This window comes from Maribacter luteocoastalis (genome assembly GCF_048890225.1).
In the GTDB taxonomy this organism is placed as follows: domain Bacteria; phylum Bacteroidota; class Bacteroidia; order Flavobacteriales; family Flavobacteriaceae; genus Maribacter; species Maribacter luteocoastalis.
In genome coordinates this window covers 727,485-753,226 of sequence record NZ_JBMFZG010000003.1, presented here as the reverse complement: position 1 = coordinate 753,226, position 25,742 = coordinate 727,485, and the positions used below count along the sequence as shown (strand labels likewise).

Sequence of the window (25,742 nt, the reverse complement as noted above, 5' to 3'; positions counted from 1 at the left end):
CCAAAAGGACTACCATTGTCCGTATGTATTTGCTTAGGGATGCCAAATGTTCTAAAGACCCTTGTAAACTCAGCTTTTGCTGACTTTAGGTTTTCATGGTAATGCCCTTTGGCAGTGAACAGGAACCGGCTTTTGGAATCTGCAATAGTGAGTGGATGACAGTAGATTTTATTGCCCATTAAGAACTTTCCTTTATAATCTGCGCTCCAAACTTCATTACACTTTTTAGGGTCGAAAATTGGGTATATAGGTTTTACTCTTCGCATCCGCTTTTGTGGACACACCAAATCATGGTTCTTTAGAATTTTATGAACCGTGATCACAGAGGGAACTTCTTGAGTCGTAAAATCTTTGAACAACAGTTCCCTTATTTTTTTAGCGCCCCAATGCTTATGTTTTTTCTTAAGTTTTAGAATGCCGTCAATGATATTTTGACCGGTTGCATTAGGGTGTTTTCCAGGAGCTCTGGATTGCTCTTTTAATGCCTCAAAACCTTGTTCCTCGAATCTGCTTATCAACTTATAAACCGTTGGTCTGGAGATTTCAAAGCTTTTACATAATTCTGTAACCGTGTATTTTCCTGTACGCCATTCACAGATAAATTCAATTTTTTGTTCCATAGTCGTTGTTTCTTTCCAAGGCATGATAATTTGATTTTAATCTCAAATTATAACCTTAAAAGTGTAAACTATGTGACTTTAACTTTGTAAAGGATGTCCCTTTAACGTACCATATGACGCACAACTTGTTATATCAACACAAATATAGCTGTTTATCTCTTCAGGTTTCGGGATAAAGAGATGTATCGTTGGCCTTTATCCGTTTTCGATAATTTTGAAACAGCAATGTCCAATGGACTTTTTATGGCCAACAAGTCCTTTTGGGCCACATGGGTATAGATCATGGTGGTCTCTGGTTTCGAGTGGCCCAAGAGCTCTTGCACATGCCTTAGACCCACCCCGTTTTCTATGAGGTGGGTAGCGTAGGAATGTCTTAGCGTGTGTGGGGTTACCTTTTTTGTAATGCCAGCCGTTTTGCACGACCGCTTCAGAAAAGCACGTATACTTGTAGGGCTGTAATATGAGCCGCCCATCCCTTCTACAAAGTATTTTTTTGGGCGGTAAGTGGTCACATAATTGGAAAGAAGGGGAACAAAGCTTTTTGCGAGCATCACAACCCTGTCCTTTCTGCCCTTGGCCTGTTTTATAAGTATTTGATTTCTGTCCATGTCTATATGCCGCAGCTCTAACTGTATTACCTCGCTTATTCGCATTCCAGAGGAATATAGCAGTGCCAAAGTGGCCCTATGCTTTAGATTGGCGGTGGCCCTAAGCATGTCTATAACTTCTTGTTGACTTAATACTCCAGGTAGTATTTTGCTTTTCTTGGGTCTTTTTAGGTCCAGGCCCACTATTTTGGTTTCATTGAACAGTTCCGAAAAATGTTTTATTGCACTTATCAGTTGCCTATGGGTACTTATTCCATAGTGCTTTTTTCCCAAGGTGTCCTCTACGAATAGCCGGATTTTTTCATTGTCCAATTCTGCTAAAGGGGTGTCCTTTAGGTATCTAAGGAGTAGGGTTATAAAAGTAGTGTAGGTGTCCACGGTACTTTGGCTCAATCGCTGTCCCTTAAGATAGTTTCGAAATTGGTCTAGCCTTTCTACATTGGTTTCCGATATATATTTTTTGTTGTTTGAGGTTTCCTGAGCATTTTTTGCAGTTTTCAATGCACTGTAATCAATGTAGTAATCCTTTTTTCTAAGATATTCAAAAAGTAGGTTCGTGGTCTGTTTTGAAAAAGGCACATAAAAACTTCTTAGAGTAGTACTCCAAGTAATTCCGGAAAAACGTTTTATATATTCCTTTAATTCTTGATTGTACCGAAAACCAACCAAAAGAACCTGTTCCTTTTTATGGTACGCAGTGGAAAAGATAATGGTAGGTTTTTCCATAATTAAAGGTGTTTTGATGCAATGTCATAAATAAAAATTATTTAATCGTATCTTAAACGAATAATGTTCGCATATACATTCACTTAACTTTTAGGGCCTAAATGAGAATACAAAAAAAATGTCTCTATTGCAGTAATTCACTTTCTGGTAGAACCGATAAGAAATACTGTAACCTACACTGTAAAAGTGCCTACCAGTACCAAAAATCTAAAAATGAGCCAGAGCGTTTTTACAACCAGGTGGATAATCAACTTAAATTGAACCGAAAGATTTTAAAACAATATAATAAAGGGGCAAAGGTGACAGTGCGTGCAGAGGTCTTGCTAGATCTTGGTTTTAACCCTAAGTTCTTTACTCATTATTGGAAAAACCAAAAAGGGGATGTCTACCTTTTTGTCTACGAATACGGTTATTTAAAACGAAAAGAGGGTAATAAGGAGAAATACGTACTGGTAACTTGGCAAGGTTATATGGAACAATAGTTATTGATTCATGATTTTGGCCAAAATGTCTATTTAAGTAGTAATCCCTTGATTTTTGAAATAGACTATTTTCTTTGTTTCCATATCAAAGTAGGGTAGGGAACCATTTGGTCCAAAAGGTAGATTGACCACTTTATGATATCGCTCAAATTTATTGCTCAATGAAATAATGTCCGCTTTGGTTGCCGGTTTTTTAAGGTCATTTGTAAAAGCATTTTCAACAGTTACATTGACTTTTTGCTCAACCTGTGGATCGTTTTCAATATCATCTGTGCTTACCGTTGAAGTTATTTTTTCAAAGGGACTAAAGCCTTCCCTTAAAAGTTTAAGTAAATTTTTTCGGTACGAAGTCAAGATGGTCAATCTGTCCGCTTTGGTTTTGTAATTGTACGCCTTTCCATAGATATTCTTCATCCGCACCAATTTCTTCGTCTTAGGATCCCTAAAAGAAAAATAGACGTACCATCTTTTGGAAAGATCACTCTTGGCGGTGTATATCTTAGGGGCCTAAAAATTTTGTTTCGCAGACAAATCGTGTTCACTTTCGTGTTCAATCGTAATTGTTTCTAGAAATATAGACATAAAAAAACGGTTTAGCGTGAACTAAACCGTTGTTTTGGGTGATTTTACTAATGTAGCGAGAGGGGGGCACGATCCCCCGACCGCCGGGTTATGAACTTTAACCGCTATTTTCTACAATTTTAACTTATTGAAAAACAAGTAGTTATTTATTTCGTTTTTTGTGATTAAAGATAAACAGTATACGGTAGCGTATACGGTTATAGTTGTTTGAATATATGAAAGTTCTCCTACTAATATTTGTAATGTGCACAATATTAATCAAGATTAGTTAGAGGTTCTAATTCTGCCACCCATACTTTAACATTTTGCTAACATCTAAAACCTGACAATCAATTGATTATCAGGTTTTTGTATTTTTAAAATTTATCGAAAACAACCATTTTTGCATTAAAATCCAATAAAAAGGTCAACAAATCGGATAACAAAATACTTTAACCCACGTGAGATATCGAAAATAGGGAGACCTTGATAAACGTTCTCGGGGAACAAGCCCTTTAACTAATTAAATACAAGAGATAGGTGCTAGGAGTATTAAAGGATGTTTTTTAAATTTAAACAGTTTAAAAGAAGACTTCACTTTAGAGCCTTCCATTTCTCAAATACTTTTTCAATATTTTCGTCCGTCAATGGGTAAAGCTATAGTATTTAAACATCCTTTTGAACTTGCTCCACAACAAATGCTTCGTATAAGATCATTTGTAAGCATTCATCTGCAACTTCATATGCTAAATGTGCTGGAATGACAATGACACAATCATCATCCCCTAGAATTATATCCCCTGGAAAAACGGCCACTTTTCCGCAACCTATTGGATTGTTAATAGCGATAGCTTGATGCAAAGTAAGATTGGCGGGTTTGAGCCCTAGTGGTGAATATGTTTCCGATGGTCTTTTTTATGGAACCGATAGTGAATTGCCAACAGGTCCGGCTACGGCTCAAGTAGCGAAATGGAGAAAATTAGGTAATTCCCTTCTATTAAGATTAGGTATACGTTATCCAAAAGTGAATCCTTCAACAGTTACATCCATGGTTTCCGAGGCTTTCTCCGGTGGTGTCATGTCTTCAAACGAGGATAATGTATATGTGAAATATGACGGAAATGTTTATATGTGGAATGATAACTGTGGGCTTAGGGATTCCTCATTTTTTAATTAGGCTGTGGAACTATTGGTAAATCAATTTAAAGCCACTAATGATCCAAGGGGCAAGTATATGATTGCCACTTATGAAGATACAGGATTCGTTGCCAACGACCCAAATCCAGATACTGATTTGGCCAACCAATTTGGGGTTCCGATAGGGGTTTCGGATTTGGAATTTTCTGATATGTCTTTAGGTTATAGGGACGCACGAGGTGCAGGATTGGACTACCGTCAGAATAACCTTTTCGCAGCGACCTATCCTGCAGCCCCGGCATTTTTACGTTACTTATGGCCAAACTTCGCTTTTGTTGGCAGGAGCTGCTTATCGTGGCTGGATATCTGGAGATGCACAGGCCTTTTATGAGGAAGGTATACGAGCCAATATTGATATTTATTCATTTTATCCTATTGCCTCTCCCATTCCTACGGAGGAAGTTAACGCTTATTTAGCCAATCCAGAGGTAGCTTACAATGCTGCCAATGCCCTTGAACTTATAAATACACAATACTGGTTGGTTAATTTCAGCAATGGAACTGAAGCATTTGCGAACGTTAGAAGAAGTGGATTTCATGATTTAGAACGTAATGATTTTAACAATAATCTATTAGCAAATGGTGAAGATGGTTTTGTACACAGAATGACATATCCGGATAGAGAGGGATTGGCAAATTCTGATAGCTATACCGCTACCGCAAGTGCAATAGGTAGAGATAATCTAGTATCTAGGGTTTTTTGGGATAATTTATGTTTATGATTTATTCCTTATCTTAAAGGAATAGAATCATTAAACTGATTTAGGGCCTATTTAAAGACTTGTAGAAACTTAAATCACATTAAAATTTTAAGTAAATAAAGAGTTCTTGATAAAATACTTTTGATTCTAATATAGATGTAAATATTTGAGTTAGTAGTTTGAGTCTGGTAGGAAAACTTCCTTTTTGGGGAGGACCCCACCTTACTTATTTAGTGGTAAGAATTAAAAAATAATCTTGAATGGAAAAATCAAAAAAAGATTGATAGGGAGAAAGTTTACATCAAGTATATTCTGGTGTTTTTTAGTAATATTCATGGCATACAATTCATCAAGTTCTATTATTCAAAATAGTAAGGGTGAAATCGCTAAGATTGAAAATACAGTTGCCCAATTATATACTGCCATGGTAGAAAAAGATAAAGATATTCTTGAGGATTTAACTATGGAAAAATTAACTTATGGTCATTCAAGCGGTTGTATAGAAAATAAACCGGAATATGTAGATGGGGTTTTGAACGGGGCGTTTCAATTTTCGGCTATCAATCCTGTTAACCAGACGGTTTCAGCATCCGGTGATGTAGGTGTTGTCCGTCATATTTTTGAAGCGGACGGTACCAACAATGATAAGCCGGCAAAAGTCAGGATTGGCTGTTTATTAATATTTCAAAAAGAAGGTCAATGGAAATTATTGGCAAGACAAGCATTTAAACTCTAATACTTTTACTCTTGGGAAAACTAAATATCTATTCAATTGCTTTAGGCATGGCGGGTCTTTTGTTTATAGTTATTATCGGCATGATAGTGACGGGTACTATAGACAAAGCCGGACTTTTTATTCTTGGTTTCTTCTCATTGTTGGCACTTGGCTTCAATGGCTATGAAAAAATGAAGGGATTAATCTTTACCACCATGATTTTTGCGGGCGTCACCGCAGCCTTATATTACCCATCCTATTTTACGAATTTTGGCGATTTTAAGTATACGGTCTTAATCATACCGCTGATTCAAGTTATCATGTTCGGTATGGGAACTACCATGAGCATCAAGGATTTTGCCGCGGTGTTTCAATCGCCAAAAGGAGTTTTTATAGGAGTTTCGGCACAATTGATCGTAATGCCGATAGTAGGTTATTGCTTGGCCCAGATAAGTAATTTCCCACCCGAAATTGCAGCAGGGATTGTGCTTATAGGGTGTTCACCTAGCGGTGTTGCATCCAATGTGATGGCCTTTTTGGCAAATGCCAATGTTGCCCTTTCCATTACCATAACCTCAATAGCTACGTTACTTGCTCCTTTTTTAACCCCTTTGATGATGAAGGTTTTTGCCGGTGAGTTTATTGAAATTGATGTATTCGCAATGATGTGGAGTATCGTAAAAATGATAATCATACCTATCGGGGCGGGGCTATTGTTCAACAAAATATTTGGCAACAGGGTCAACTGGCTGGGTAAAGCAATGCCCTTAATTTCAATGTTGGCCATTGGACTAATCATTACAATAATTACCGCAGCTGGTAGGGATAGTTTGCTGGAAATAGGAGGTATTCTTATGGTCCTTGTCTTAATTCATAATATATTCGGTTATTTTCTGGGATACTGGTATGCAAGACTGTTTAAAATGACAGAAGAGGATTCAAGAACAATCGCCATTGAAGTGGGTATGCAAAATGCCGGATTAGCCTCCGGTATTGCCAATAGTTTGGGAAAAATTGCAACTATGGGGCTGGCCCCAGCGGTATTCGGGCCCTTAATGAACATTACCGGCTCTATTTTGGCATCCTATTGGCATGGAAAACCTACGGAGAAAACTCCCAAACCCGCTACCATCAATTGAAAATTAACAAGAACTACAGCATCCATCTTAACAAACACTTTATTTATGAAAAATTCAAGAAGATCGTTTATATCAAAATCACTTATGGCCGGTGCAGGATTGGGGGTTGTATCATCAGCTGCCTATGGAACTGAATATCAAAAAGCAATAGATAAAAATCCAAAATTATCTGCACCGTCAGATTTGAAAATCACCGATGTTAAATGTGGTTATATACGCCGTGGAAGCGGATTATTTGTTAAGATACATACCAACCAAGGAATTTATGGTTGTGGGGAGGGAGTGGATGCCGTACCCGGAACCTACCACTTAGTGCAAATGTTCGGAAGAAGATTACGTGATCAAAGTCCGTTCAACGTACACAAGATTTTTGAGGATATACGCAGGGGAGGTCACTTTGGAGGTGCGCAATCAGGAATGTACGTAGCCGTACTTTCGGCTATAGAAACGGCTTTATGGGATTTGTCAGGTAAGGCCTTGGATTTACCAGTATATCAATTACTTGGTGGTAAATTTAGGGATAAAGTAAGGGTGTATTGCGATACGGCGCTTTACCGAGTTAGGTTCCCATCACCGTACGATTTTGCTACCGCGGCAAAAGATGCTATTAAAAACTGGGGTTTTAATGCCTTGAAGTTTGACTTGGATTATGCGAGTGACCCCGATAAATATGACCGATACAACTGGACTGCAAGTCCTGGGGAAATCATAAGAATGTATGATCAGCTCGCCGCAGTTAGGGAGGCAGTGGGGCCAAAAATAGATTTGTGTGTGGATATGCACGGGCGTTATGACCATGTAACGGCACAGACCATTGCCAGGAAAGTGGAAGATTTGAATCTGACTTGGTTGGAAGAGCCGATTCCAGCTGAAAATTTTGATGCCTTTAAAACTCTTACAGAGGAAACTAGTACACCAATTTCGGCCGGTGAAAATGTGTATCTAGGTCACGGATTCAAGCAATTGTTGGATAATGGTGTTGATATTATCATGCCGGACCTTCAAAAATGTGGTGGACTAGGAGAGGGCCAACGTATTGCCAACCTTGCGAACCTGTATTATGTGCCGTTTTCACCACATATGGTTGCCTCATTCCTAGGGGCTATGGCGTGTGCCCATGTTTGCGCATCGGTGCCTAATTTCCACTTGATGGAGTGGCAATCCTATTTCCATACGGACCCCATGTTCAAGGAAATAGTTACCTATGACGAAGCAGATTGGGTAAAGGATAGTTTTGTAAAAGTATCGGACAAACCGGGAATCGGCGTTGATATCAATGAGGATGCCATGAGAAAATATGCGCCGGAAGGGGTACCATTTTTCGAATAATTAATAACACACTAAATAGAGACAACTATGTTACGAAGAAAGTATATGCTTTTTGTGGTTCTTGCTGGTCTGGCAACCCAGATGATAGGGCAACAGATCAGTAAGGAAGAGCTTATTTTTTTAACGCCACAGTGGACGGGAGAACGTTTTGATGATGGAAGGCCAAAGGTGTCCGATGCCCTTTTAGAAAGGATGAAATCCGTTAGCGTTGAGGAAGCTTGGGCGGTTATGAAGAACGAAGGATACCGGTATCAAATAGCGGAGGATTGGAAACTGATCAATCCGGACAGCGTTTTGGTAGGTCGTGCAGTTACCGCAACCTTCATGCCCGGCCGCCCCGATGTTTGGAAGGCCATCGATGACCGTGGAAAGGCCCAAGGTAAACGAGGCCAAAATACATGGCCCGTAGACATTTTGGTCAAGGAAGATGTTTATGTGGCCGACCAGTTTGGTGCGGACAAGGACGGTCCTACCATTGGGGACAACGTGGGCAACGCCATTTATGCAAAGACCGGCAACGGAATCGTCTATGACGGAGCCCTAAGGGATGTTGAAGGACTCATGGAAATAGGTGGTTTCACTTCCTTTTATACCAGCTATGATGCATCCCACCACAATCCTCCGGGAGATTTAAATACGATGCTTATTGGTATTAATCAACCAACAAGGATCAGGACCGTGACAGTAATGCCTGGAGATGTAGTTCTAGGTAAAATGGGAGTAGTGACCTTTATCCCGCCACATTTGGCAGAAAAGGTAGCCACGACTTCTGAAGTGGTTCGTTTGCGAGATATGTTTGGACATCTTCGTATTAAAGAGGGTGTTTACACGGCCGGACAAATTGATACACGTTGGGCCGATGATATTGAAAAGGATTTTAGCAAATGGCTAAACGAACATATAGATGACCTTCCTGTTTCAAAGGAGCAGATTCAGGAAATATTAAAGAAAAGAACTTGGTGAAAATTTAAACGATGCCAAACCTAATTAGGTTTGGCATCGCTTATTACTTAAGTTTCCATTTTTATTTAAATAAAAGCTGGGCAAATTTATAAAGGTCGTGGCGCCAAACTGGCCATGCATGTCCTCCCGGATATTCGCTGTATTCATATTCAACGCCCATTTCATCAAATTTTTCCATCATCACTTGACAGTTCTGGTAGGCAATATCCTCTTCACCTCCCATGGAAATAAAGAAACGGTCCAAGTTATCATTGATTTTTTCGGTATGTTCTTTCATGAAAGCATATTGTGGGCCCGACAGTTCATCGTTATTGGCGAACCAACCTGAACTAAATACGCCTAGATAAGAAAACATATCTGTATTCTGAATACCGGCATAAAGCGTTTGTAATCCACCCATGGAGAGTCCGGCCAGAGCTCTACTTTCGGCATCTGTCTTTACACGGTATTTGTTTTCCACAAAAGGTATCGCTGCTTGTTTCAGTTCACTTTCAAAGGCTTTCAGCGAATTTTCGTTAAAACCGGAAAGACCGCCTGAAGAGACATTTCCATCCAACATGACAATGATCATCGGATTAGCTTGGTTTTCGGCAATCAAATTATCTAATATTAGATTGGTCTTACCTTGATTGGCCCAACCCCGTTGGTCTTCCCCTCCACCATGTAAAAGATAGAGTACCGGATATTTTTCGGTTGACCCATCATATCCTGGAGGCGTATACACATAAATTTCTCTCCAGGAACGGGAAGCTTCGGAATAGTATTGGTTAATACGGATATCCCCATGGGGAACATTCTTTAAGCTATAATAATCATCTCCTTTAAAGGGAATCTCTATGCCACTAGCCATACGACCCATTCCGTAAAATGATTCACTAGCAGGGTCTGCAACCGCTAGCCCATCGATTATCAGGGAATAGTAATGAAAACCTTCTGTGATGGAGTCCGTGGTTACGGTCCAAAACCCTTCATCGTCCTTGACCATATCATATTTTTTACCAAGGTCTATTTGTAGCTGTTTTGCATCCGGAGCCTTGGTCTTGAAAATAACGCGCTTATCAGGTAGTATCTGTGGGTATGGTGCATTTCTGATATTCGTACTGGCTGGCAATCCCAAGACACTATATTTGTTCAAAAGGGATTCATTGACCGGTTTGAACAGCAATTGGGAAAACATGTACAGGTCATTTTTCCATACCTCAAAATCATGTCCGCCTGGTTCCACATAAAAGATATGAGGTACATCATGTTTACTCAAGTAATCACTTGTACGTTTACTAAAGGGCATGAGACCGTCGGCATCCCCACAACTGATCCATAATACTTCTAATTCTTTTGCCTTTTCTGGATTGGGGAGTAATTCCTCTGGGATTTTAGTATTTGGGGCCGATGAAAACGCACCTACCCAAGAGAATGTATCCAAATTGCCCAAACCAAAATTCAGCGTCTGGCCTCCCCCCATGGAGAGTCCCGCAATGGCCCGGTGTTCCTTGTCCTTGTATACTTTAAATTTCTTCTCGACAAACGGAATCAAATCGTTCAACAGATCCTTTTCAAATGTGGCAAAGGCAGCCACTTTGTCTTCCGCAAAAATATTTCCTTCTGCCCGGTCGTTTTTCATGGCCCTACCGTTGGGCATGACCACGATCATGGGTTCCAATTTCCCTTCGGCATAGAGATTGTTCAAAATTACAGCAGGGGCTCCATTTTTATACCACTCCTTTTCATCGCCCCCAATACCGTGCAATAGATATAAAACCGGATAGCGTTTTGATTGTGTAAAACCAGGAGGGGTATATATAAGTGCTTTTCTTTGTACACCTACCGTTTTTGAATTGTATAGAATACTATCGATTCGACCTTTTGCTATTTTTTGGCTTTCTGTGTCAAACCCTTTAGGGGCATACCTTATGCCAAGAGGATTGTTGGCCTGCTCGCGTAGAACATTCATCAATTTAATGGCATATCTTCTGCCAAGAATACGGTAGCCTTCGGCATTAAAATGAAGATTATCCTTTGCGTCTGGAACTCCGTTTGACGAAACAATATATGCATTTCTTATTGTTTCTGGGAGGGTCGCCACTATTTTGTTCATACTTGAGCAGATACCTCCCTGGTTGACATGTACCATTTCACCAGCTAGAAGAGGTGTTTTGGAAGCATTAAGCCCCAAGTCTTTAAGCAGGTTGTTATATACTTTTTTTACTTTTTTGGGCCACAGGGTGTCCCCGGTGTTCGATTCTCCCTGATGCAATAAAATGCCCTTTATGACACCATCTTTCTGGGCCAATTTTGCCATTTCTACAAGTCGGCCATACGGATTTCCATCATATTCATTAATCATATTCAGCATCCAATCAGGTGCTGTTTTTACATACTCTTTATAAATGTCCTTGTCGAAAAGTTCGATTTTGCAACCCCCTACAGCTACATTTATAACCCCTACGGTTATACTGTCCGGTAATTTTTCTACAAGCGTTCTCCCAAAATAATAAGTCAGGGTCAATCCGGTTTTACAGCGACATAATGGAGGTACAGCCGTATACCAATTTCCTTTTTCTCGATTCAGTTCGGGGCAATCAACCGCCTGTAAAACCTTAAAACGATCAGATGCATTTACGGTGTCTTGTGATTCAATGGGAGCGTTCCCCTCCATATTGGACTGTCCAAAACTTAAATAAATATGAAAATTCGGGTCTTGAGCCAGCAATTGCTCAATATTCACTAACATTACGGCCAGCATACAAACGAGTGTCACTAATTTTTTCATGGATTTCATTTTAAATCTTTTGTGGATGTTATTCAACAATGATGTCATTACCACTTGTCGCATATAATCCTAATAGGGCCCCCGTAAAACCTCCGGCCACATCTGTAGAAAGTATATCACCTGAAACCGTGCCCCCAACTATTTTAAAATCGGATCTATTAACCGCATAACTGAATTGATATTTGTCCCCTTCCGCGGATATTTTCAAGTCGATTGGCCCATCCAAGCCAATCGGTTCCGTTGCGACGATTTCAGAAACTATTTTGCCACGTCTATTTGGCTTACTATTTTTTTGTAGGACCAGATAATTTTCACTTCCTTTTTTAGTAATCCCAAAAACGTAATTGGAACCTTCATTTTGATAAGCGGTTACTCCGGCCATATCTTTTTCCGACTTTGGTTGATAATGCAACGTTGTGTAAAATGAAAAGGTTTTATGCTGTTGGCGATAGAATAGGGTTGAAGTAGGTTTCAGTTCCTTAATGTTGGAAGTGAAAGGCGTTATCTCTAGTCCTTTCTTTGTTTGCTTTATGAATGCTTCCCGTGGTCCTCTTAAGCCGATCCATCTGAAATCAAGATTGTCCGAAGAAAAATTTTCTTCATAGGTGAAGTTTCCGTTTGGTAAATAGCCATCCTGACCGGTTTTGTTGGTTACTCCTTTCGGCATTTTAAGCTTAATTTCTATAGGCACCAACCCATTTTCAAAGACCGGAAATTCCCCGGACCAATCAACGGGAAGAATAAAGGTTTCCCTACCCGTATTCACTCGGTTTTCCTCATTAGGCCTAATAGCTAGGAAAACACCATAGTACTGATCATCGGGACCTTTTACCAAATCGGCATGACCCGCCCAGTCCACCTTATTTTCACGGTCTTTTGGAAAATAACGTTGTGTTAAAATAGGATTGCTATGCGCTGGGATGTAAGGGCCTTTGGGACTGTCACTTTTAAAAACCACCTCGCTATGCCAGTCGCCGGTTCCACCTTCGGCACACATTAAAAAATATTTTCCATCTTTTTTGTAAATATGGGGGGCCTCGATCCAAATCGGTTTTTGGGTAATATCCACACCACCATCCACGATGATTTGATCCGTACCTTTAATCACCTGGTCTTTCTCAGTATCATATTCCCAAATTTTAATGACCCTATGGCCATTGTATAATTCTTTTCCTTTATCTGGGGCATCATTATGCACAACATAAGCCTTACCGTCATCATCAAAGAAAATGGAGGGGTCAATTCCGCCAAAATCTAGTTTTATTGGGCTGCCCCATCCTTTCTTAGGATCTTTTGTTTTAACGATTATATTTCCTAGTCCACCGGAAAAAGCCGTTACAATCATATAAAATGTATCATTATGAGGGTTGTAAGTTATACCAGGGGCATAAACACCTTGACTAATACCAGTATCATGAGGGTTAAACTCAGTAATGTCATCTAAAACACCTCCTAAATCAGTCCAATTAACTAAATCTTTAGAGTGAAAAATGGGTACTCCAGGAAACATGGCGAACGAGGAGCACACCATATAATAGTCGTCTCCCTTTCTGGTAATGGCAGGGTCTGGGTAACAACCCTGTAGTATGGGGTTGAAAAATTCATCTTCTTTTAGCGTATACTCGTTATATACTTGATCATTTCCTTCATAAGTGACTTTGGTGAATATAGGGGTGTTTTTTGGTGCCGGAGGGGCGTAATTTTCATTAGTATCGAAACCGACTAGCGCAAATAAACCTAGAAGTGCGGTTATTACGGGAATGCTTGTTTTTTTCATTTTCATTTAATTTAATCGTGAATGTTATTCTGAAATTTGTAACGATTATTGATTTTTCCAGGCTTTTCCCTTTTTAAAATTGACCTGACCTTTACTTTCACCCTGTTCTTTACAGAATTCAAAAGAAGCTATCCATATTTTAAAGAGGGATAAGCGTATATTTTACATTGGGAGTGATGTTGATTTAGTTGTCAAGATGCTGCCAAAGATTGGGCAAGAATCGATAGTATAAGAGATGACGCCAAGTGGACCAGTCGTGTCCGCCATTTCCGCCAACATAGTATTCGTGTTCTATATCATGATTTTTTAAACCATCCACAAGACCTTGAACCCTTGCGTTAAAAAAACCTTCCGCTTCCTTTGTTCCTTGTCCAACAAATAAATAATCTATACTATCATTTACATTGGGTGTGTTCAAAAATGATTTTAGGGATGTTTCCGGATCAGTATCTCCGGCGCTTAGAATTCCAAAATTAGCAAAAAGATCAAGTGACCTGAAACCGATGAACATGCTATGACGGCCGCCCATAGACAGTCCTGAAATGGCTCTTCCTTTAGGGGATTCTATCGTATTATAATTTTCATCAACTACGGGAATTACATGGTTACGGAGCTCATTTTCAAAGATATCAAAGGTCAATTCAGAGTGTTCGGGATGATTTCGATGGATAACTTGATTGTTAGGTATGGCAATGATCATTGGGGTAACTTTATTTTCTGCAAACAAGTTATCCATGATGAAATTTACCCTTCCATCGTAAATCCAGTTAGAAGGTAGTTCACCACTGCCACCAACCAGATAAAGTACCGGATATTTTTTTTCTGAATCATATCCTGGCGGCGTGTATACATAGAGTTCACGTTCGCCTTGGGTTACATCCGAATGGTAGATGTGGCGAGTAACGTTCCCGTGGGGCACATTTTTGGCATCATAATATGCCGGCCCATCGCGGTGCACAATCAATTGGCTATAAGGGGGCATGGCCGTAAAAGCCGCCTGTGTATTGTTCGGATCGGCCATTTGGACGCCATCGACCCTTAGATGATATGCATACATATCTGGTGGAAGTGGACCTATGGTCAATGTCCAAAGTCCATCGTTTTCTTTTGTAAAAGGAATGGGGTCTCTTCCTTTGCCTAGCGCTGTGTTAATTGCTCCAGGATTCAATTCGACTGTTTGAGCCTCTGGTGCCATCAATCGAAAAGTGACGGTTTGGTCGTCATGCACTTCGGGAGAATTGACTTTTGCACTAAAAGGAATCAATCCTTCCGTATTCTTTTGGGGGTTATAGTCAAGGTTGACATTCGCTTGCTGACTAAAGCAGAACATTGCCGTAAGGAAGATGGTCGATGTGAAAATTAGGTTAGAGAAGTTTTTAAAAATCATAGTATAGTGTCTTAGAGTTTATGTGGCTCACTTCATTTTTTGAACAATAACTGGGCATATTGATAAAGGCTTCTTCGCCAGGTCAACCATTCATGTGCCGTATTTGGGGATTCGTAAAATTCATATTCGATACCTTGCTTGTTTAGCATATTTTTGAAGGCGCCTATAGACCCTGGAAAAGGGTCAGGTTCTTTGGTTCCCATACTTAAAAAGAAAACATCCATTTTTTTACCAAGCGATGCACCGTCGTCAAATACGCCATCCAAGAACCTGGCGGTATCAATTTCATCGCTACTAGGGTAATTGGAAGTTCCACTGAAACCGCCATAGGAAGCAAAGGCATCCAAGTTGTTCATGCAAATGCGCATGGTCTGGTTGGCGCCCATCGAGAGTCCGGCGATGGCTCTTTGTGTACGATCTGTCTTGGTCCTGAATTCAGCATCGATCATTGGGATAATTTCGGTCATCATGACGTCTTCAAAAGCAGAAGCTGGTCTACCACCGGACTTACTTTTCTCCAATTCTTCTGGTCTGTACGCATAGCCGTTATCCATTACGATAATCATCGGTTCCGCTTTATTATCAGCTAGAAGATTATCCAAAATCAAATTGGCATGACCTTGGGTAGCCCAACCTGTTTCATCCTCAAAACTACCATGTTGCAAGTAGAGTACCGGATAACTTTTGTTCGTTTCGGTGAGATATTTCGGCGGGGTGTATACGAAACAACGTCTCCATGCCTGGGTAATTTCAGAGAAATAGATTTTTTCAGAAACGAGGCCATGAGGTAGGTTTTTAAGGGTATAAATTTCCTTATCGCTTGCTGGTATTTCAATTCCGCTTCCCCATCTGCCAGCGCCGTAGTAATATTTGGTGCCGGGATCAGGAACTGATGCCCCATCCACATTCAATTGGTAATAATGAAAGCCTTCATCCTGTGGTCCGGATTCCCCCGTCCATAAGCCATCTTTATCCTTTACCATTTTATATTTGACCCCTCCAATGTCCAAACGAACATCAGTGGCACTGGGGGCCAAAATCTGTGCACGTACCTTCCCTTCGAAATTTACACTCGGAAATTCTTTTCCAGGCTGATTGGTCACCGATGGTAGATAGCCATCACCACTTTTGGTCTGTGCAAAACTGTATGCAGATGCAAATAAAGTAATGAAGGCAAGAGTAAAGATGCTATTTTTCATGTGTTTTCGTAATTTTAAATCTTACTTGGTAAACAACAAAGGAGCCATTTGGTGCAGACTGCGACGCCATGTTTGGAATTCGTGGGCCGTACCTTCTGAAATATAGGAAGCCACTGGATAGCCTGACTCTTTTAATTTTTCAGTAGCCGCCTTTATGCGCTCTGGGCTTTCTTTACTTCCACAGCTTAGAAATATGAGTTTTACATCTTCTTTGTCGATATCCTCAGGAGCGTACGTACCGCCGCTTAATAAGCCGTAGTAGGAGAATACATCAGGTTTATTCAGGGTAATCATCTTTGTTTCCATACCGCCCATGGAAAGTCCGGCCATAGCCCTATGGGATGACTCGGCTACAGTACGGAAATGTTTATCCACATAAGGTATCAATTCCTCTACCATCACGGTTTGGAAAGGGGTGATATCGAAATTCCGTAGTCCCCCAAACTTGATTTCATTCGTCATGCCGTAGGTCATTATAATGATAAAGGGTTCAATTTTGCCTTCCGCTATAAGATTGTCCATAATCAGATTGGCGTGACCTTGATTGCTCCAAGCCGTCTCGTCCTCTCCCCAGCCGTGTTGTAGGTATAATACCGGATATTTTTTGTTTGGATTTTCGGTATATCCCGGAGGCGTATAGACAAATGCTCTTCTAGATGTATTCGTACTGGGAGACGGAAATAATACTTGTTCCACTTTACCGTGAGGAACATCCTTTAGCGCATAGAACTCTTGGTCATGGGCAGGGATTTCAATACCGCTTTCCCATCTTGTGGAACCATAATAATTTAAGGCCCCCGGGTCGTTAAAAGTACCACCATCCACATTCACATGGTAGTAATGGAAACCTTCATCCATGGGTCCTTCAGTGGTTCCCATCCAAGAGCCGTCTTCGGTTTTCGCTAGTTTGGTACCACCACGTCCACCAAGTCCTAAGCTTACCCTAACGCTATCCGCGGCAGGTGCGGCGATTTTAAAACGGGCATAGCCTTGGGAGTTTACCTGTGGATATTCCTTTCCCGGTTGATTCAAGGTAGAGGGTTTGAAATCTTCAATTACTTTGCTGGATTGCTGACCTAATCCTAACTGAATAGTGCATACGAAAGCAATTGCGAATACTAGTAGCTTTATTTCTTTTTTCATGAGTGCTGGTATTAGTAAGGTTGTTAAGGCATTTCTGTCAATTCATTTTTTATTCGGAAGTAATCGAAATCCACATAGCCACCAGTTTGAGCAGTGGCGTAATTGAAGAGTCCAAATCGGTAACCCATAAAATGGGGTAGGGTATAGGACATTTTCAAGGTAGTTCCTATACTTCTCCAATTTTTACCGTCCAAGCTGTAATAAAATTGTGCGATATCTATTTTATCGGTGAAATCACAGCTAGCTTTTAAATAGATTTCTTTTTGTGAAATAGGAATGGATTCTTGTTCTTTTTGTTTGTCATCTTCAGTAGTGACCATGACAATCCGTTTTTTTCCGTTTTCAAATTTCACACCTACCAGTCCATAATTTCGTTGCAAAAGGGACAAGCCTGTAAAATCGCCTTCCTTCATTTGTGAAATGTCCAATGCCGTTTCTCCTGTGCAAACAGGCCCGATGGTACGTTGGGTCAATGTATTCCTGGTCTGTACGAAGGTAGAATCAACACGCCCCGTCGTTAATCGTAAATACCCTTTTCTATCGTTTAAGGACCATAGGCTGTCTACTGGATTATGATTCCATTGCCAGACCAGGGGAAGTTTAAGGTCTTTTTTTGAACGGTTGAATTCGTCTGATGCTACAATAGTTGGAATCAGTCCTTCACTTGGAGGTAGATCCAAGGTTTCAGGAACTTTTCCATCTTCGCCGAGTATTGGCCAACCATTATCCCATTTTACAGGAACCAAATAGGGAATACGACCAACAGATCCATAATCCCTAAAGAGATAGGAAAACCATTTGCCATTTGGGGTATCAATCAAGCCGCCTTGGGCAACCCCCTTGTCTTGCAGGGCAAGTCGTCCTTCCCATGGGCCATTGATACTGTTCGCCCGATGAACCAAGACCGTACGCATGCCACCTCTAGGCCATGTAATGTTGAAGAGATAGTATTTGCTATCGATTTTAAATAGTTGTGAACCTTCTGCGCCCAACATGATATTATCTCCTGCCGGTTCGCTGGCATTCTCAATCAAGACCCGTTCCGTTCCTTTTTTGACTCCGGATAAATCGTTTTCAAGTTCAGCGATCATCAATTTTCCAGCGCCCCAAATCATGTACACCTTACCATTATCATCAAAATGAATTGTGATGTCATGGTAGGAGGGCTCAAAGGATTTTACTTCCCATGTACCGTTTTCAATATCGTCAGTAGAATATACATAAGTTTTTCCGGTAGTCGCGGCAAAGGTGAACACGTAGAAACGCTCATTATGATAACGAAGGCAACTGGCCCAAGAACCCCTTCCATAAGCGCTTTCGCCATTTTCCAAATTTAGTGCATCCACTTCTCCAAGTCGGTCGTAGGCATAATTTACCAATTCCCAATTGACCAAATCCTTAGATTTCATGATTGGTACTCCCGGACTCATATGCATTGTGGTACTGCTCATATAATAGTTGAGCCCAACCCGAATCATGGACATGTCTGGAACATCCGCGAATAAAATTGGATTTTGCGCTTTTCGTTCTTGGGCATGAATCGAACATTTAAGCATCAGTACAACGAGCAAAATAATATGGGAGTAAAATCGATTCATGATTACTTCTTCATTATAAAGGTGTAGGTTCTTCCCTTTTCAGTTTCCAAATCGTACAGCAACGTATTTTTCAGTTCTAGATTTTCCAACGTGGCATCCTTTGAAATAATGGGTGTAGCCGTTTCTGGTACATAAAAAAGTGGATTCGGGTTTTCGCCTTTGGCTTTTTTCAGTGTTCCTGTTCCAACCAGTTCTATGGCATTTGGAACTCGAAGTCGAAGGTTTCCTCCCAGATTTGATTTTATTGATGCGACTACCAATTGTTTATCATTCCATTCCAAACTTACCAGTTCAAAATCACCCCTGGCTTTTAATCCGCCTACGTAACCGTCGGCAAGGGCATCGGGTACAGCCGGAAGCAAATGGATGGCTCCATCAGAACTTTGTAGGAGCATTTCGGCAATACCGGAAGTACAGCCAAAATTACCATCGATTTGAAACGGAGGATGGGCATCGAAAAGATTGTTATAGGTGCCACCACCTCCTTGGTTGATTCCGACCGGGGTCAATTGGTCGGTAATCAATTTGTAAGCATGATTCCCGTCCTGCATTTTTGCCCACCAATTCACTTTCCAACCCATGCTCCATCCTGTAGAAACATCACCACGGTGTAGTAAAGTGTTCTTAGAGCCGGCGAATAATTTTGGCGTGCGATAGGGTGAAATCTGGTTGGAAGGAAAAAGCCCGTACAAATGGGAAATATGCCGGTGATGATCATCGGGTGAATCCACATCGTCTAACCATTCCTGTAATTGGTTATGCTTGCCCACTTGCATGGGAGGTAATTTTTTTCGTAACAACTTTAGGGAATCTGCAAAAGCAACATCCTTTTCTAAAATTTCGGAAGCTTTAATCGCAGTATTGAACACATCAAAAACCAACTGATTGTCCATAGTGGAGCCTGCCGTGATAGAGGAACCTTGATGGGCTTCCGGGGCGTTCTCCGGAGAATTTCCGGGAGCTAAGACCATATAGGGATAATTAGGGTGTTGTACCAAAAAATCGGCATAAAACTCCGCTGCTCCCTTTAAAGCGGGATAGATGGATTGTAAAAATGTAGTGTCACCTGTGTATAAATAATGCTCCCAAAGATGCTGGCTGGTCCATGCCCCACCTCCATTCCAGATGCCCCAAAAAGCACCATCGATAGCTCCTGTTGCTCGCCAAATATCGGTATTGTGGTGGGCCATCCATCCTTTGGCCCCGTACATGACTTTCGCCGTTTCTTTCCCCGTTTCTGAAAGTTCTTGCACCATCTTCAGAAAAGGTTCATGGAGCTCCGAAAGATTGGTACGCTCTGCGGGCCAATAGTTCATTTCCGCATTGATATTTATGGTATACTTACTGTCCCATGCCGGTTTCATGCTTCGATTCCAAATTCCTTGTAGGTTTGCAGGTTGCCCGCCAGGTTGGGAAGAGGAAATTAATAGATATCGACCATATTGAAAATATAGGGATACAAGTGATGGGTCGTTCGTGTTTCTGAAATTGGCCAAGCGTTCATCCGTTGGCAGTTTAGAGGCATCGGTATTACCAAAATCCAAAACGACCCGATTGAACAGGGATTGGTATTTTTTAATATGTTCCGACCTTAATAGTTCGTAATCTTTATCAAAAGCAGCATCCAGATAGGTCTTTGACCGTTGAATTTCATCGCCGCTTATATCATTATAGGAATTAAAATTAGTGGAAATTGAAACCATTAAAATGGAGGAGTTGGCATTCTCAACTTTTAGTGATGAATCCGATACGGAAATTTTTCCTTTATCAGTTTTCAATCGCATCAACGCGTTGAATTCTATTTTACCATCCACACCTTCATGGTCACTAGTTCTTCCCCAAAGTGAAAGTTGATTGTTCTCTTGAGTTTGTATTTTTGGTTCATTATGCGGTGAGGTAAAATTGGCGGTAAATGAAATTTTGCCCGGCTGATTGACCGAAAGTTTAATGACCAAAACTCGGTCGGTCAAGGAAACAAAGGCTTCCCTAGTATAAGTTACGCCAGCAACTTTATAGGAAGTTATGCTTGTTGCATTACCGATGTCCAAGTCCCTATAGTAGGCTTCATAATTCTCATGTCCGGGAAAGGTAAGTTCCAAATTACCAACAGGTTGAAACATTTGGCCTTGCGATTTCTTGGACATTATTTTTTCGTTTGCCAATTGCTCGGCATCGTTGTATTCACCGTCGAAAATTAGTTGTCGCACTTTGGGTAGCGCTTCCAGAGCATTCGGATTGTCATTTCGATTGGGACTACCACTCCAAACGGTATGCTCGTTCAATTGAAAAATTTCGTTAGGTACATTGCCGTAGACCATGGCGCCAATGCGACCATTTCCTATAGGTAAGGCATTTTCCCAAACTTCACCTGAAGGTTCATCGTACCAAAGTTTTAAACCATCGGAATTTTGACCATGGACAATGATGGTTAAGAAAAACATGGTTAGAAAAAATGATTTTTCCATCTATAAAAAAACAATAATTAATTAAGTGTTGAATATACACACAATACTATATTTAATTTATATTTTAAGATACTTTTTTGATAATTTTGAAAAATGTTCCTTTTTATGTATTTAAATTCTTAGTACTAATCACAAAATTTTGAATCTTTGTCGGGAATTGAAATCAGAGATCAATTAAAATTGAACCTTATATTTTGAATATGGATTTGAATAATGTTTTGAAGTAGTCTTATTGATTATCGTAAATAATTTGTTTTGCCAATTAAGGTAAAAGATTAGTATCTCTAAGATTTTAAAACGCTGACGATAGATGGCTTTCAACAAATCAATAATTATCTAAAAATTTCAATATAAAAAAGCGATTGATGAAATATATAATATGTGAGGAACCGCATAAATTTAAATTCTTGGAAAAAGAAGTGCCGTTAAAAAAAGATGGGGAAGCATTGCTTAAGGTACATCGTGTAGGTATTTGTGGAACGGATTTGCATGCATACGAAGGTAATCAGGCTTTTTTTAAATATCCAAGGATTCTGGGACATGAACTTGCCGCGGAAATCTTGGAAATTGGGGCACATGAAAGCCTTCAAATAGGGGATAAGGTCATTATTATGCCCTATGTAAGTTGTGGCAATTGTGTTGCCTGTAGAAATGGAAAAACAAATTGTTGTTCAAATATTAATGTGCTAGGTGTTCATGTGGACGGGGGAATGCAGGAAATTATTAGTGTACGGACTGATTTGCTGATTCCGGCAGAGAACCTATCCTTTAATCAAATGGCCATTATTGAACCGTTGGCCATTGGGTCCCACGCCCTAAGGAGGGCGGCCGTGCAAAAAGGAGAGACTATCGTGGTGATAGGCTGCGGACCTATTGGCATTGGTCTAATGAAACTTGCCCAAATAATGGGGGCAAAGGTTATCGCCTTGGATGTGAATCATGACCGTTTAGCCTATGCAAAGAACGAAATTGGCGTGGTACATACCTTACATGTCCAAGATAATCCACAGGAAAAAATAGCGAAAATTACCCAAGGTGATATGGCAACCGTCGTTTTTGATGCTACCGGAAACCGAGAGGCGTTAGAGTCGGGTATCGATTATATGTCGCATGGAGGTAGATACGTTTTGGTAGGACTTTCTAAAGGGGAGTTGACCTTTAACCACCCAAAAATACACGCAAAGGAAACCACACTCATGTGCAGTAGAAATGCCACCTTAGAGGATTTTCAATTCGTGATAGCACATATTGCACAATTTCCAACGGATTCTTTTATCACCCATGAAGTCCCTTTTTTCGAAATGATAGCCCATTTTGATTCGTGGTTGCTTCCGGAAACAGGGGTGGTAAAAGCCATGGTTACGTTTGACTAATAGATGAAAATGTCATGATTATAGACACACATCAACACTTTTGGAAATATGATGCCAACAAACATGCTTGGATAGATGAAGATATGGCCAATATCCGACGGGACTTTTCACCTTCGGATTTAAAGCCAATTTATGCTGAAAATGGAGTAACCGGTTGTATTGCGGTCCAAGCGGACCAAACCCTAAAGGAGAATGATTTATTAATACAACTTTCGGAAGAAAACAATTTTATAAAAGGAATCATTGGGTGGGTCGACTTACGGAGCAAGGATTTAAAAAACGATTTGGATTATTATGCCCAATATCCCATCATAAAGGGGTATCGACATGTGGTTCAGGCTGAGATAGACCCACTATTCCTACTAAGAAAGGACTTTTTGAAAGGTATCGCGGAGCTTCAAAAAAGAAATTTAGTTTATGAAATTTTAGTTTTTCCGCACCAATTGCCTTCCGTTTTGGAATTTGTAAAACTATTTCCAGGTATCACTTTTGTCCTTGATCATATGGCTAAACCAAATATAAAAAATGGCTATTTTGATTCATGGGCCTTATTGATGAACGAATTGGGAAGCTTTCAAAATGTTTATTGCAAGGTATCAGGATTGATTACGGAAGCGGATTACAAAACTTGGACCGAGCAAGAAATACTACCGTACATGGACTTGGTGTTAGAATCCTTCGGTCCAAAGCGAATCGTCTACGGGTCTGATTGGCCTGTTTGCTTGGCGGCCGGAGCGTATGGTGAAGTCTTGGCATTGGCCAAAACTTTTGCAAATAAGCTATCTGACAATGAGCAACGAGATTTTTTCTACAATAACGCCCAAAGCATTTATAATTTAAAAAATTGACACCAAATGGATTTGAACCTTAAAAATAAAGTGGTTATCGTTACGGGGTCCGCAGGGTTGGAGGGTAGTATAGGCCATGCCATTGTTTTTAAGTTGGCAAATGAGGGAGCTATTCCTGTTCTAATCGACCGAAACAAACGTGGGTTCCAATATGAAAAGCAGCTTCGAGAAATACATCCGAAAGCCACTTTTTATCAGGCCGATTTAACCCAGGTGTCACAGATTGAAGATGCCATCGCCAAAATCTCCGATAAATTCGAACGGATTGACGCGGTTATTAATAATGTGGGGATTAACGACGGGGTTTCTTTGGAAGCTTCAGTCGATGATTTTATGGATTCGCTTCGATTGAATCTGGTCAGTTTTTTTGTAGTTGTTAAATTTGCACTTCCGCTCTTAAAAGAGAGTAAAGGAAGTATTTTGAATGTTGGGTCCAAAGTTGCGTTGACCGGTCAAGGGGGAACTTCAGGTTATGCTGCTGCCAAGGGAGGAGTTCTAGGTCTAACCAGGGAATGGGCCGTTGATCTTATCGGTTATGGGATACGGACCAATGCCCTAATTATTGCTGAATGTTACACGCCGGCCTACGAAACCTGGATCAAATCCATTGAAAATGGAGCCCAGAAATTATCGGAAATAAAAAACACGATTCCCTTGGAGTCAAGAATGACCGAACCTGTAGAAATTGCTGATACCGTCCTTTTTCTAATATCGGAACGCTCCTCTCATACCACAGGCCAATTTGTTTTCGTTGACGGTGGTTATGTTCATTTGGACAGGGCTTTGCTACCCTCAAAATAATTTAAATACTCCAACAGATATGACCAACAAGAATACTGCCCCGTTAGTGAAAAAGTCAATCATAGTTCCCTTTATTTTAATAACCTCCCTATTTGCACTTTGGGGCTTTGCGAATGATATTACCAATCCAATGGTTTCGGCATTTAAAAAAGTACTGGAACTGGATAATTTTCAGGCTTCACTAGTGCAATTGGCTTTTTATGGAGGTTATTTTACGATGGCGTTGCCAGCTGCTGTTTTCGTTAACCGTTACTCTTACAAAAAAGGAATTTTAATGGGCCTGGCCTTGTATGCTATTGGGGCCTTGTTGTTCTATCCGGCGGCGGCCTATGAGGAATTCGGATTTTTTCTAGCGGCCTTGTACATTCTCACTTTCGGTCTGGCATTTTTGGAAACTACCGCCAATCCCTATATCCTGTCTATGGGTTCTGAGGAAACGGCTACCAGGCGATTGAATTTGGCCCAGGCCTTTAATCCCATTGGTGCTTTACTGGGACTTTTGGTCGCTCAAAAATTTATCTTGGCGGCGCTTCAATCCGATGATGTTTTGCCCAATGGAGTACCTGTTTATGGCACATTGACGGAAAGCGCGAAAGTGTTGGTACGGACCTCCGATTTGGCGGTGATTCGAAACCCCTATGTTGTATTAGGCTTAGTAGTAATTGCATTTTTCGTTATCATCGCTCTAATGAAGATGCCACATAATGAAGAACAGGAAGGAAAAGTGGTTATAGGTGACTCCATTAAAAGACTGTTTAAATCTAAAAAATTTGTAGGTGGGGTAGTGGCCCAGGCTTTTTATGTAGGTGCTCAAATTATGTGCTGGACATATCTCTATCAATACGCGGAATCTTTTGGGATAGATAATGCAAAGGCCGTAAATTATGGAATTGGCGCCTTGGTCATCTTTCTATCCGGCAGATGGGTGGGCACGGCGTTGCTTCGTTCCATAAGTCCAGGTAAATTATTGTTCTTTTTTGCTGTTGGCGCCTCCCTTTGTACAATGGTCACCATTTTTGTCCCAGGAATGATCGGACTTTATGCCTTAGTAGGAATTTCTTTTTTTATGTCCATCATGTTTCCTACCATTTATGGTATCGCCTTGGAAGGTCAGGGGGATGATTCCAAGTTCGGGGCCGCATTTTTGGTGATGTCCATCGTGGGTGGCGCATTACTGCCCACATTACAAGGGCTTATTCTAGATTTAGGAGGTATTGGATATACAGATATGACCATTTTGGGAGTACCTGAGGTAAACTTTTCATTTATGCTTCCTTTGGGCTGTTTTGTTCTAGTCGCTCTGTACGCCCGTAATGTATATGTAAAATATAATTTTTAAC

Annotated in this window: 23 protein-coding genes; 12 read left to right on the top strand and 11 right to left on the bottom strand. The window is 40.6% G+C overall.

The window, feature by feature from the left end:
• Both ACOCEA_RS10655 and ACOCEA_RS10650 read right to left on the bottom strand, forming a co-directional pair.
• The coding region (locus tag ACOCEA_RS10655; protein WP_420756215.1) for a helix-turn-helix domain-containing protein at positions 1–644 on the bottom strand (644 nt) is incomplete at its 3' end.
• Between the two features lie 128 nt (positions 645–772).
• Positions 773–1,954, bottom strand: coding sequence for a tyrosine-type recombinase/integrase (locus ACOCEA_RS10650; protein WP_420756214.1), 1,182 nt, complete (start codon positions 1,952–1,954; stop codon positions 773–775).
• 101 nt (positions 1,955–2,055) lie between these two features.
• Between ACOCEA_RS10650 and ACOCEA_RS10645 the strand changes: the two genes are divergently transcribed.
• Positions 2,056–2,436, top strand: coding sequence for a hypothetical protein (locus ACOCEA_RS10645; RefSeq protein WP_420756213.1), 381 nt, complete (start codon positions 2,056–2,058; stop codon positions 2,434–2,436).
• Between the two features lie 33 nt (positions 2,437–2,469).
• Here ACOCEA_RS10645 and ACOCEA_RS10640 read toward each other — a convergent pair whose 3' ends face one another.
• Both ACOCEA_RS10640 and ACOCEA_RS10635 read right to left on the bottom strand, forming a co-directional pair.
• A complete protein-coding gene (locus ACOCEA_RS10640) occupies positions 2,470–2,850 on the bottom strand; it encodes a hypothetical protein (protein WP_420756212.1) in 381 nt (126 codons plus the stop codon).
• Positions 2,851–3,663: 813 nt separating this feature from the next.
• Positions 3,664–3,858, bottom strand: a complete 195-nt coding sequence (locus ACOCEA_RS10635; protein WP_476422499.1) for a hypothetical protein — start codon at positions 3,856–3,858, stop codon at positions 3,664–3,666.
• A 16-nt stretch (positions 3,859–3,874) separates the two neighbouring features.
• Between ACOCEA_RS10635 and ACOCEA_RS10630 the strand changes: the two genes are divergently transcribed.
• The 7 genes from ACOCEA_RS10630 to ACOCEA_RS10600 all read left to right on the top strand — a co-directional run bounded on the left by ACOCEA_RS10630 (position 3,875) and on the right by ACOCEA_RS10600 (position 9,041).
• Positions 3,875–4,174, top strand: coding sequence for a SusD/RagB family nutrient-binding outer membrane lipoprotein (locus tag ACOCEA_RS10630; protein ID WP_420756211.1), 300 nt, complete (start codon positions 3,875–3,877; stop codon positions 4,172–4,174).
• Between the two features lie 3 nt (positions 4,175–4,177).
• Positions 4,178–4,525: a hypothetical protein gene (locus ACOCEA_RS10625; protein WP_420756231.1), complete on the top strand. Its 348-nt coding sequence runs from the start codon at positions 4,178–4,180 to the stop codon at positions 4,523–4,525.
• Complete coding sequence (locus ACOCEA_RS10620) at positions 4,470–4,916, top strand: SusD/RagB family nutrient-binding outer membrane lipoprotein (protein WP_476422498.1); 447 nt, start codon at positions 4,470–4,472, stop codon at positions 4,914–4,916. The genes ACOCEA_RS10625 and ACOCEA_RS10620 overlap by 56 nt, the downstream gene beginning before the upstream one ends.
• Before the next feature lie 235 nt (positions 4,917–5,151).
• Positions 5,152–5,631, top strand: coding sequence for a nuclear transport factor 2 family protein (locus ACOCEA_RS10615; protein ID WP_420756210.1), 480 nt, complete (start codon positions 5,152–5,154; stop codon positions 5,629–5,631).
• An 11-nt stretch (positions 5,632–5,642) separates the two neighbouring features.
• A complete protein-coding gene (locus tag ACOCEA_RS10610) occupies positions 5,643–6,749 on the top strand; it encodes a bile acid:sodium symporter family protein (RefSeq protein ID WP_420756209.1) in 1,107 nt (368 codons plus the stop codon).
• Between the two features lie 45 nt (positions 6,750–6,794).
• The gene (locus tag ACOCEA_RS10605; RefSeq protein ID WP_420756208.1) at positions 6,795–8,078 is read left to right on the top strand and encodes a mandelate racemase/muconate lactonizing enzyme family protein; all 1,284 of its coding nucleotides are present in this window, start codon (positions 6,795–6,797) and stop codon (positions 8,076–8,078) included.
• A 27-nt stretch (positions 8,079–8,105) separates the two neighbouring features.
• Positions 8,106–9,041 (top strand): RraA family protein, encoded by a 936-nt coding sequence (locus ACOCEA_RS10600; protein ID WP_420756207.1) that lies wholly within the window; start codon positions 8,106–8,108, stop codon positions 9,039–9,041.
• A gap of 61 nt (positions 9,042–9,102) precedes the next feature.
• On the opposite strand, the gene ACOCEA_RS10595 is transcribed toward ACOCEA_RS10600, so the two are convergent.
• The 7 genes from ACOCEA_RS10595 to ACOCEA_RS10565 all read right to left on the bottom strand — a co-directional run bounded on the left by ACOCEA_RS10595 (position 9,103) and on the right by ACOCEA_RS10565 (position 21,380).
• Positions 9,103–11,811 (bottom strand): alpha/beta hydrolase-fold protein, encoded by a 2,709-nt coding sequence (locus tag ACOCEA_RS10595; RefSeq protein ID WP_420756206.1) that lies wholly within the window; start codon positions 11,809–11,811, stop codon positions 9,103–9,105.
• A 28-nt stretch (positions 11,812–11,839) separates the two neighbouring features.
• Complete coding sequence (locus ACOCEA_RS10590) at positions 11,840–13,588, bottom strand: glycoside hydrolase family 43 protein (protein ID WP_420756205.1); 1,749 nt, start codon at positions 13,586–13,588, stop codon at positions 11,840–11,842.
• 184 nt (positions 13,589–13,772) lie between these two features.
• On the bottom strand, positions 13,773–14,975 hold the full coding sequence (locus ACOCEA_RS10585) for an esterase (protein ID WP_420756204.1): 1,203 nt from the start codon (positions 14,973–14,975) through the stop codon (positions 13,773–13,775).
• A gap of 32 nt (positions 14,976–15,007) precedes the next feature.
• Entirely contained in the window at positions 15,008–16,174 is a 1,167-nt protein-coding gene (locus tag ACOCEA_RS10580) for an alpha/beta hydrolase-fold protein (RefSeq protein ID WP_420756203.1), read from the bottom strand.
• Positions 16,175–16,195: 21 nt separating this feature from the next.
• A complete protein-coding gene (locus ACOCEA_RS10575) occupies positions 16,196–17,317 on the bottom strand; it encodes an alpha/beta hydrolase-fold protein (protein ID WP_420756202.1) in 1,122 nt (373 codons plus the stop codon).
• 23 nt (positions 17,318–17,340) lie between these two features.
• Positions 17,341–18,915, bottom strand: a complete 1,575-nt coding sequence (locus ACOCEA_RS10570) for a glycoside hydrolase family 43 protein (protein WP_420756201.1) — start codon at positions 18,913–18,915, stop codon at positions 17,341–17,343.
• A gap of 2 nt (positions 18,916–18,917) precedes the next feature.
• Entirely contained in the window at positions 18,918–21,380 is a 2,463-nt protein-coding gene (locus ACOCEA_RS10565; RefSeq protein ID WP_420756200.1) for a glycoside hydrolase family 95 protein, read from the bottom strand.
• Positions 21,381–21,745: 365 nt separating this feature from the next.
• Between ACOCEA_RS10565 and ACOCEA_RS10560 the strand changes: the two genes are divergently transcribed.
• From ACOCEA_RS10560 to fucP, 4 genes are read left to right on the top strand one after another with little or no spacing between them, the layout of a single operon-like run.
• Positions 21,746–22,753 (top strand): zinc-binding alcohol dehydrogenase family protein, encoded by a 1,008-nt coding sequence (locus tag ACOCEA_RS10560; RefSeq protein WP_420756199.1) that lies wholly within the window; start codon positions 21,746–21,748, stop codon positions 22,751–22,753.
• Between the two features lie 14 nt (positions 22,754–22,767).
• Complete coding sequence (locus ACOCEA_RS10555) at positions 22,768–23,601, top strand: amidohydrolase family protein (protein ID WP_420756198.1); 834 nt, start codon at positions 22,768–22,770, stop codon at positions 23,599–23,601.
• 6 nt (positions 23,602–23,607) lie between these two features.
• Positions 23,608–24,402, top strand: coding sequence for an SDR family oxidoreductase (locus ACOCEA_RS10550; RefSeq protein ID WP_420756197.1), 795 nt, complete (start codon positions 23,608–23,610; stop codon positions 24,400–24,402).
• A 19-nt stretch (positions 24,403–24,421) separates the two neighbouring features.
• Positions 24,422–25,741, top strand: a complete 1,320-nt coding sequence (gene fucP, locus ACOCEA_RS10545) for an L-fucose:H+ symporter permease (RefSeq protein ID WP_420756196.1) — start codon at positions 24,422–24,424, stop codon at positions 25,739–25,741.
• Position 25,742: the final 1 nt, after the last annotated feature.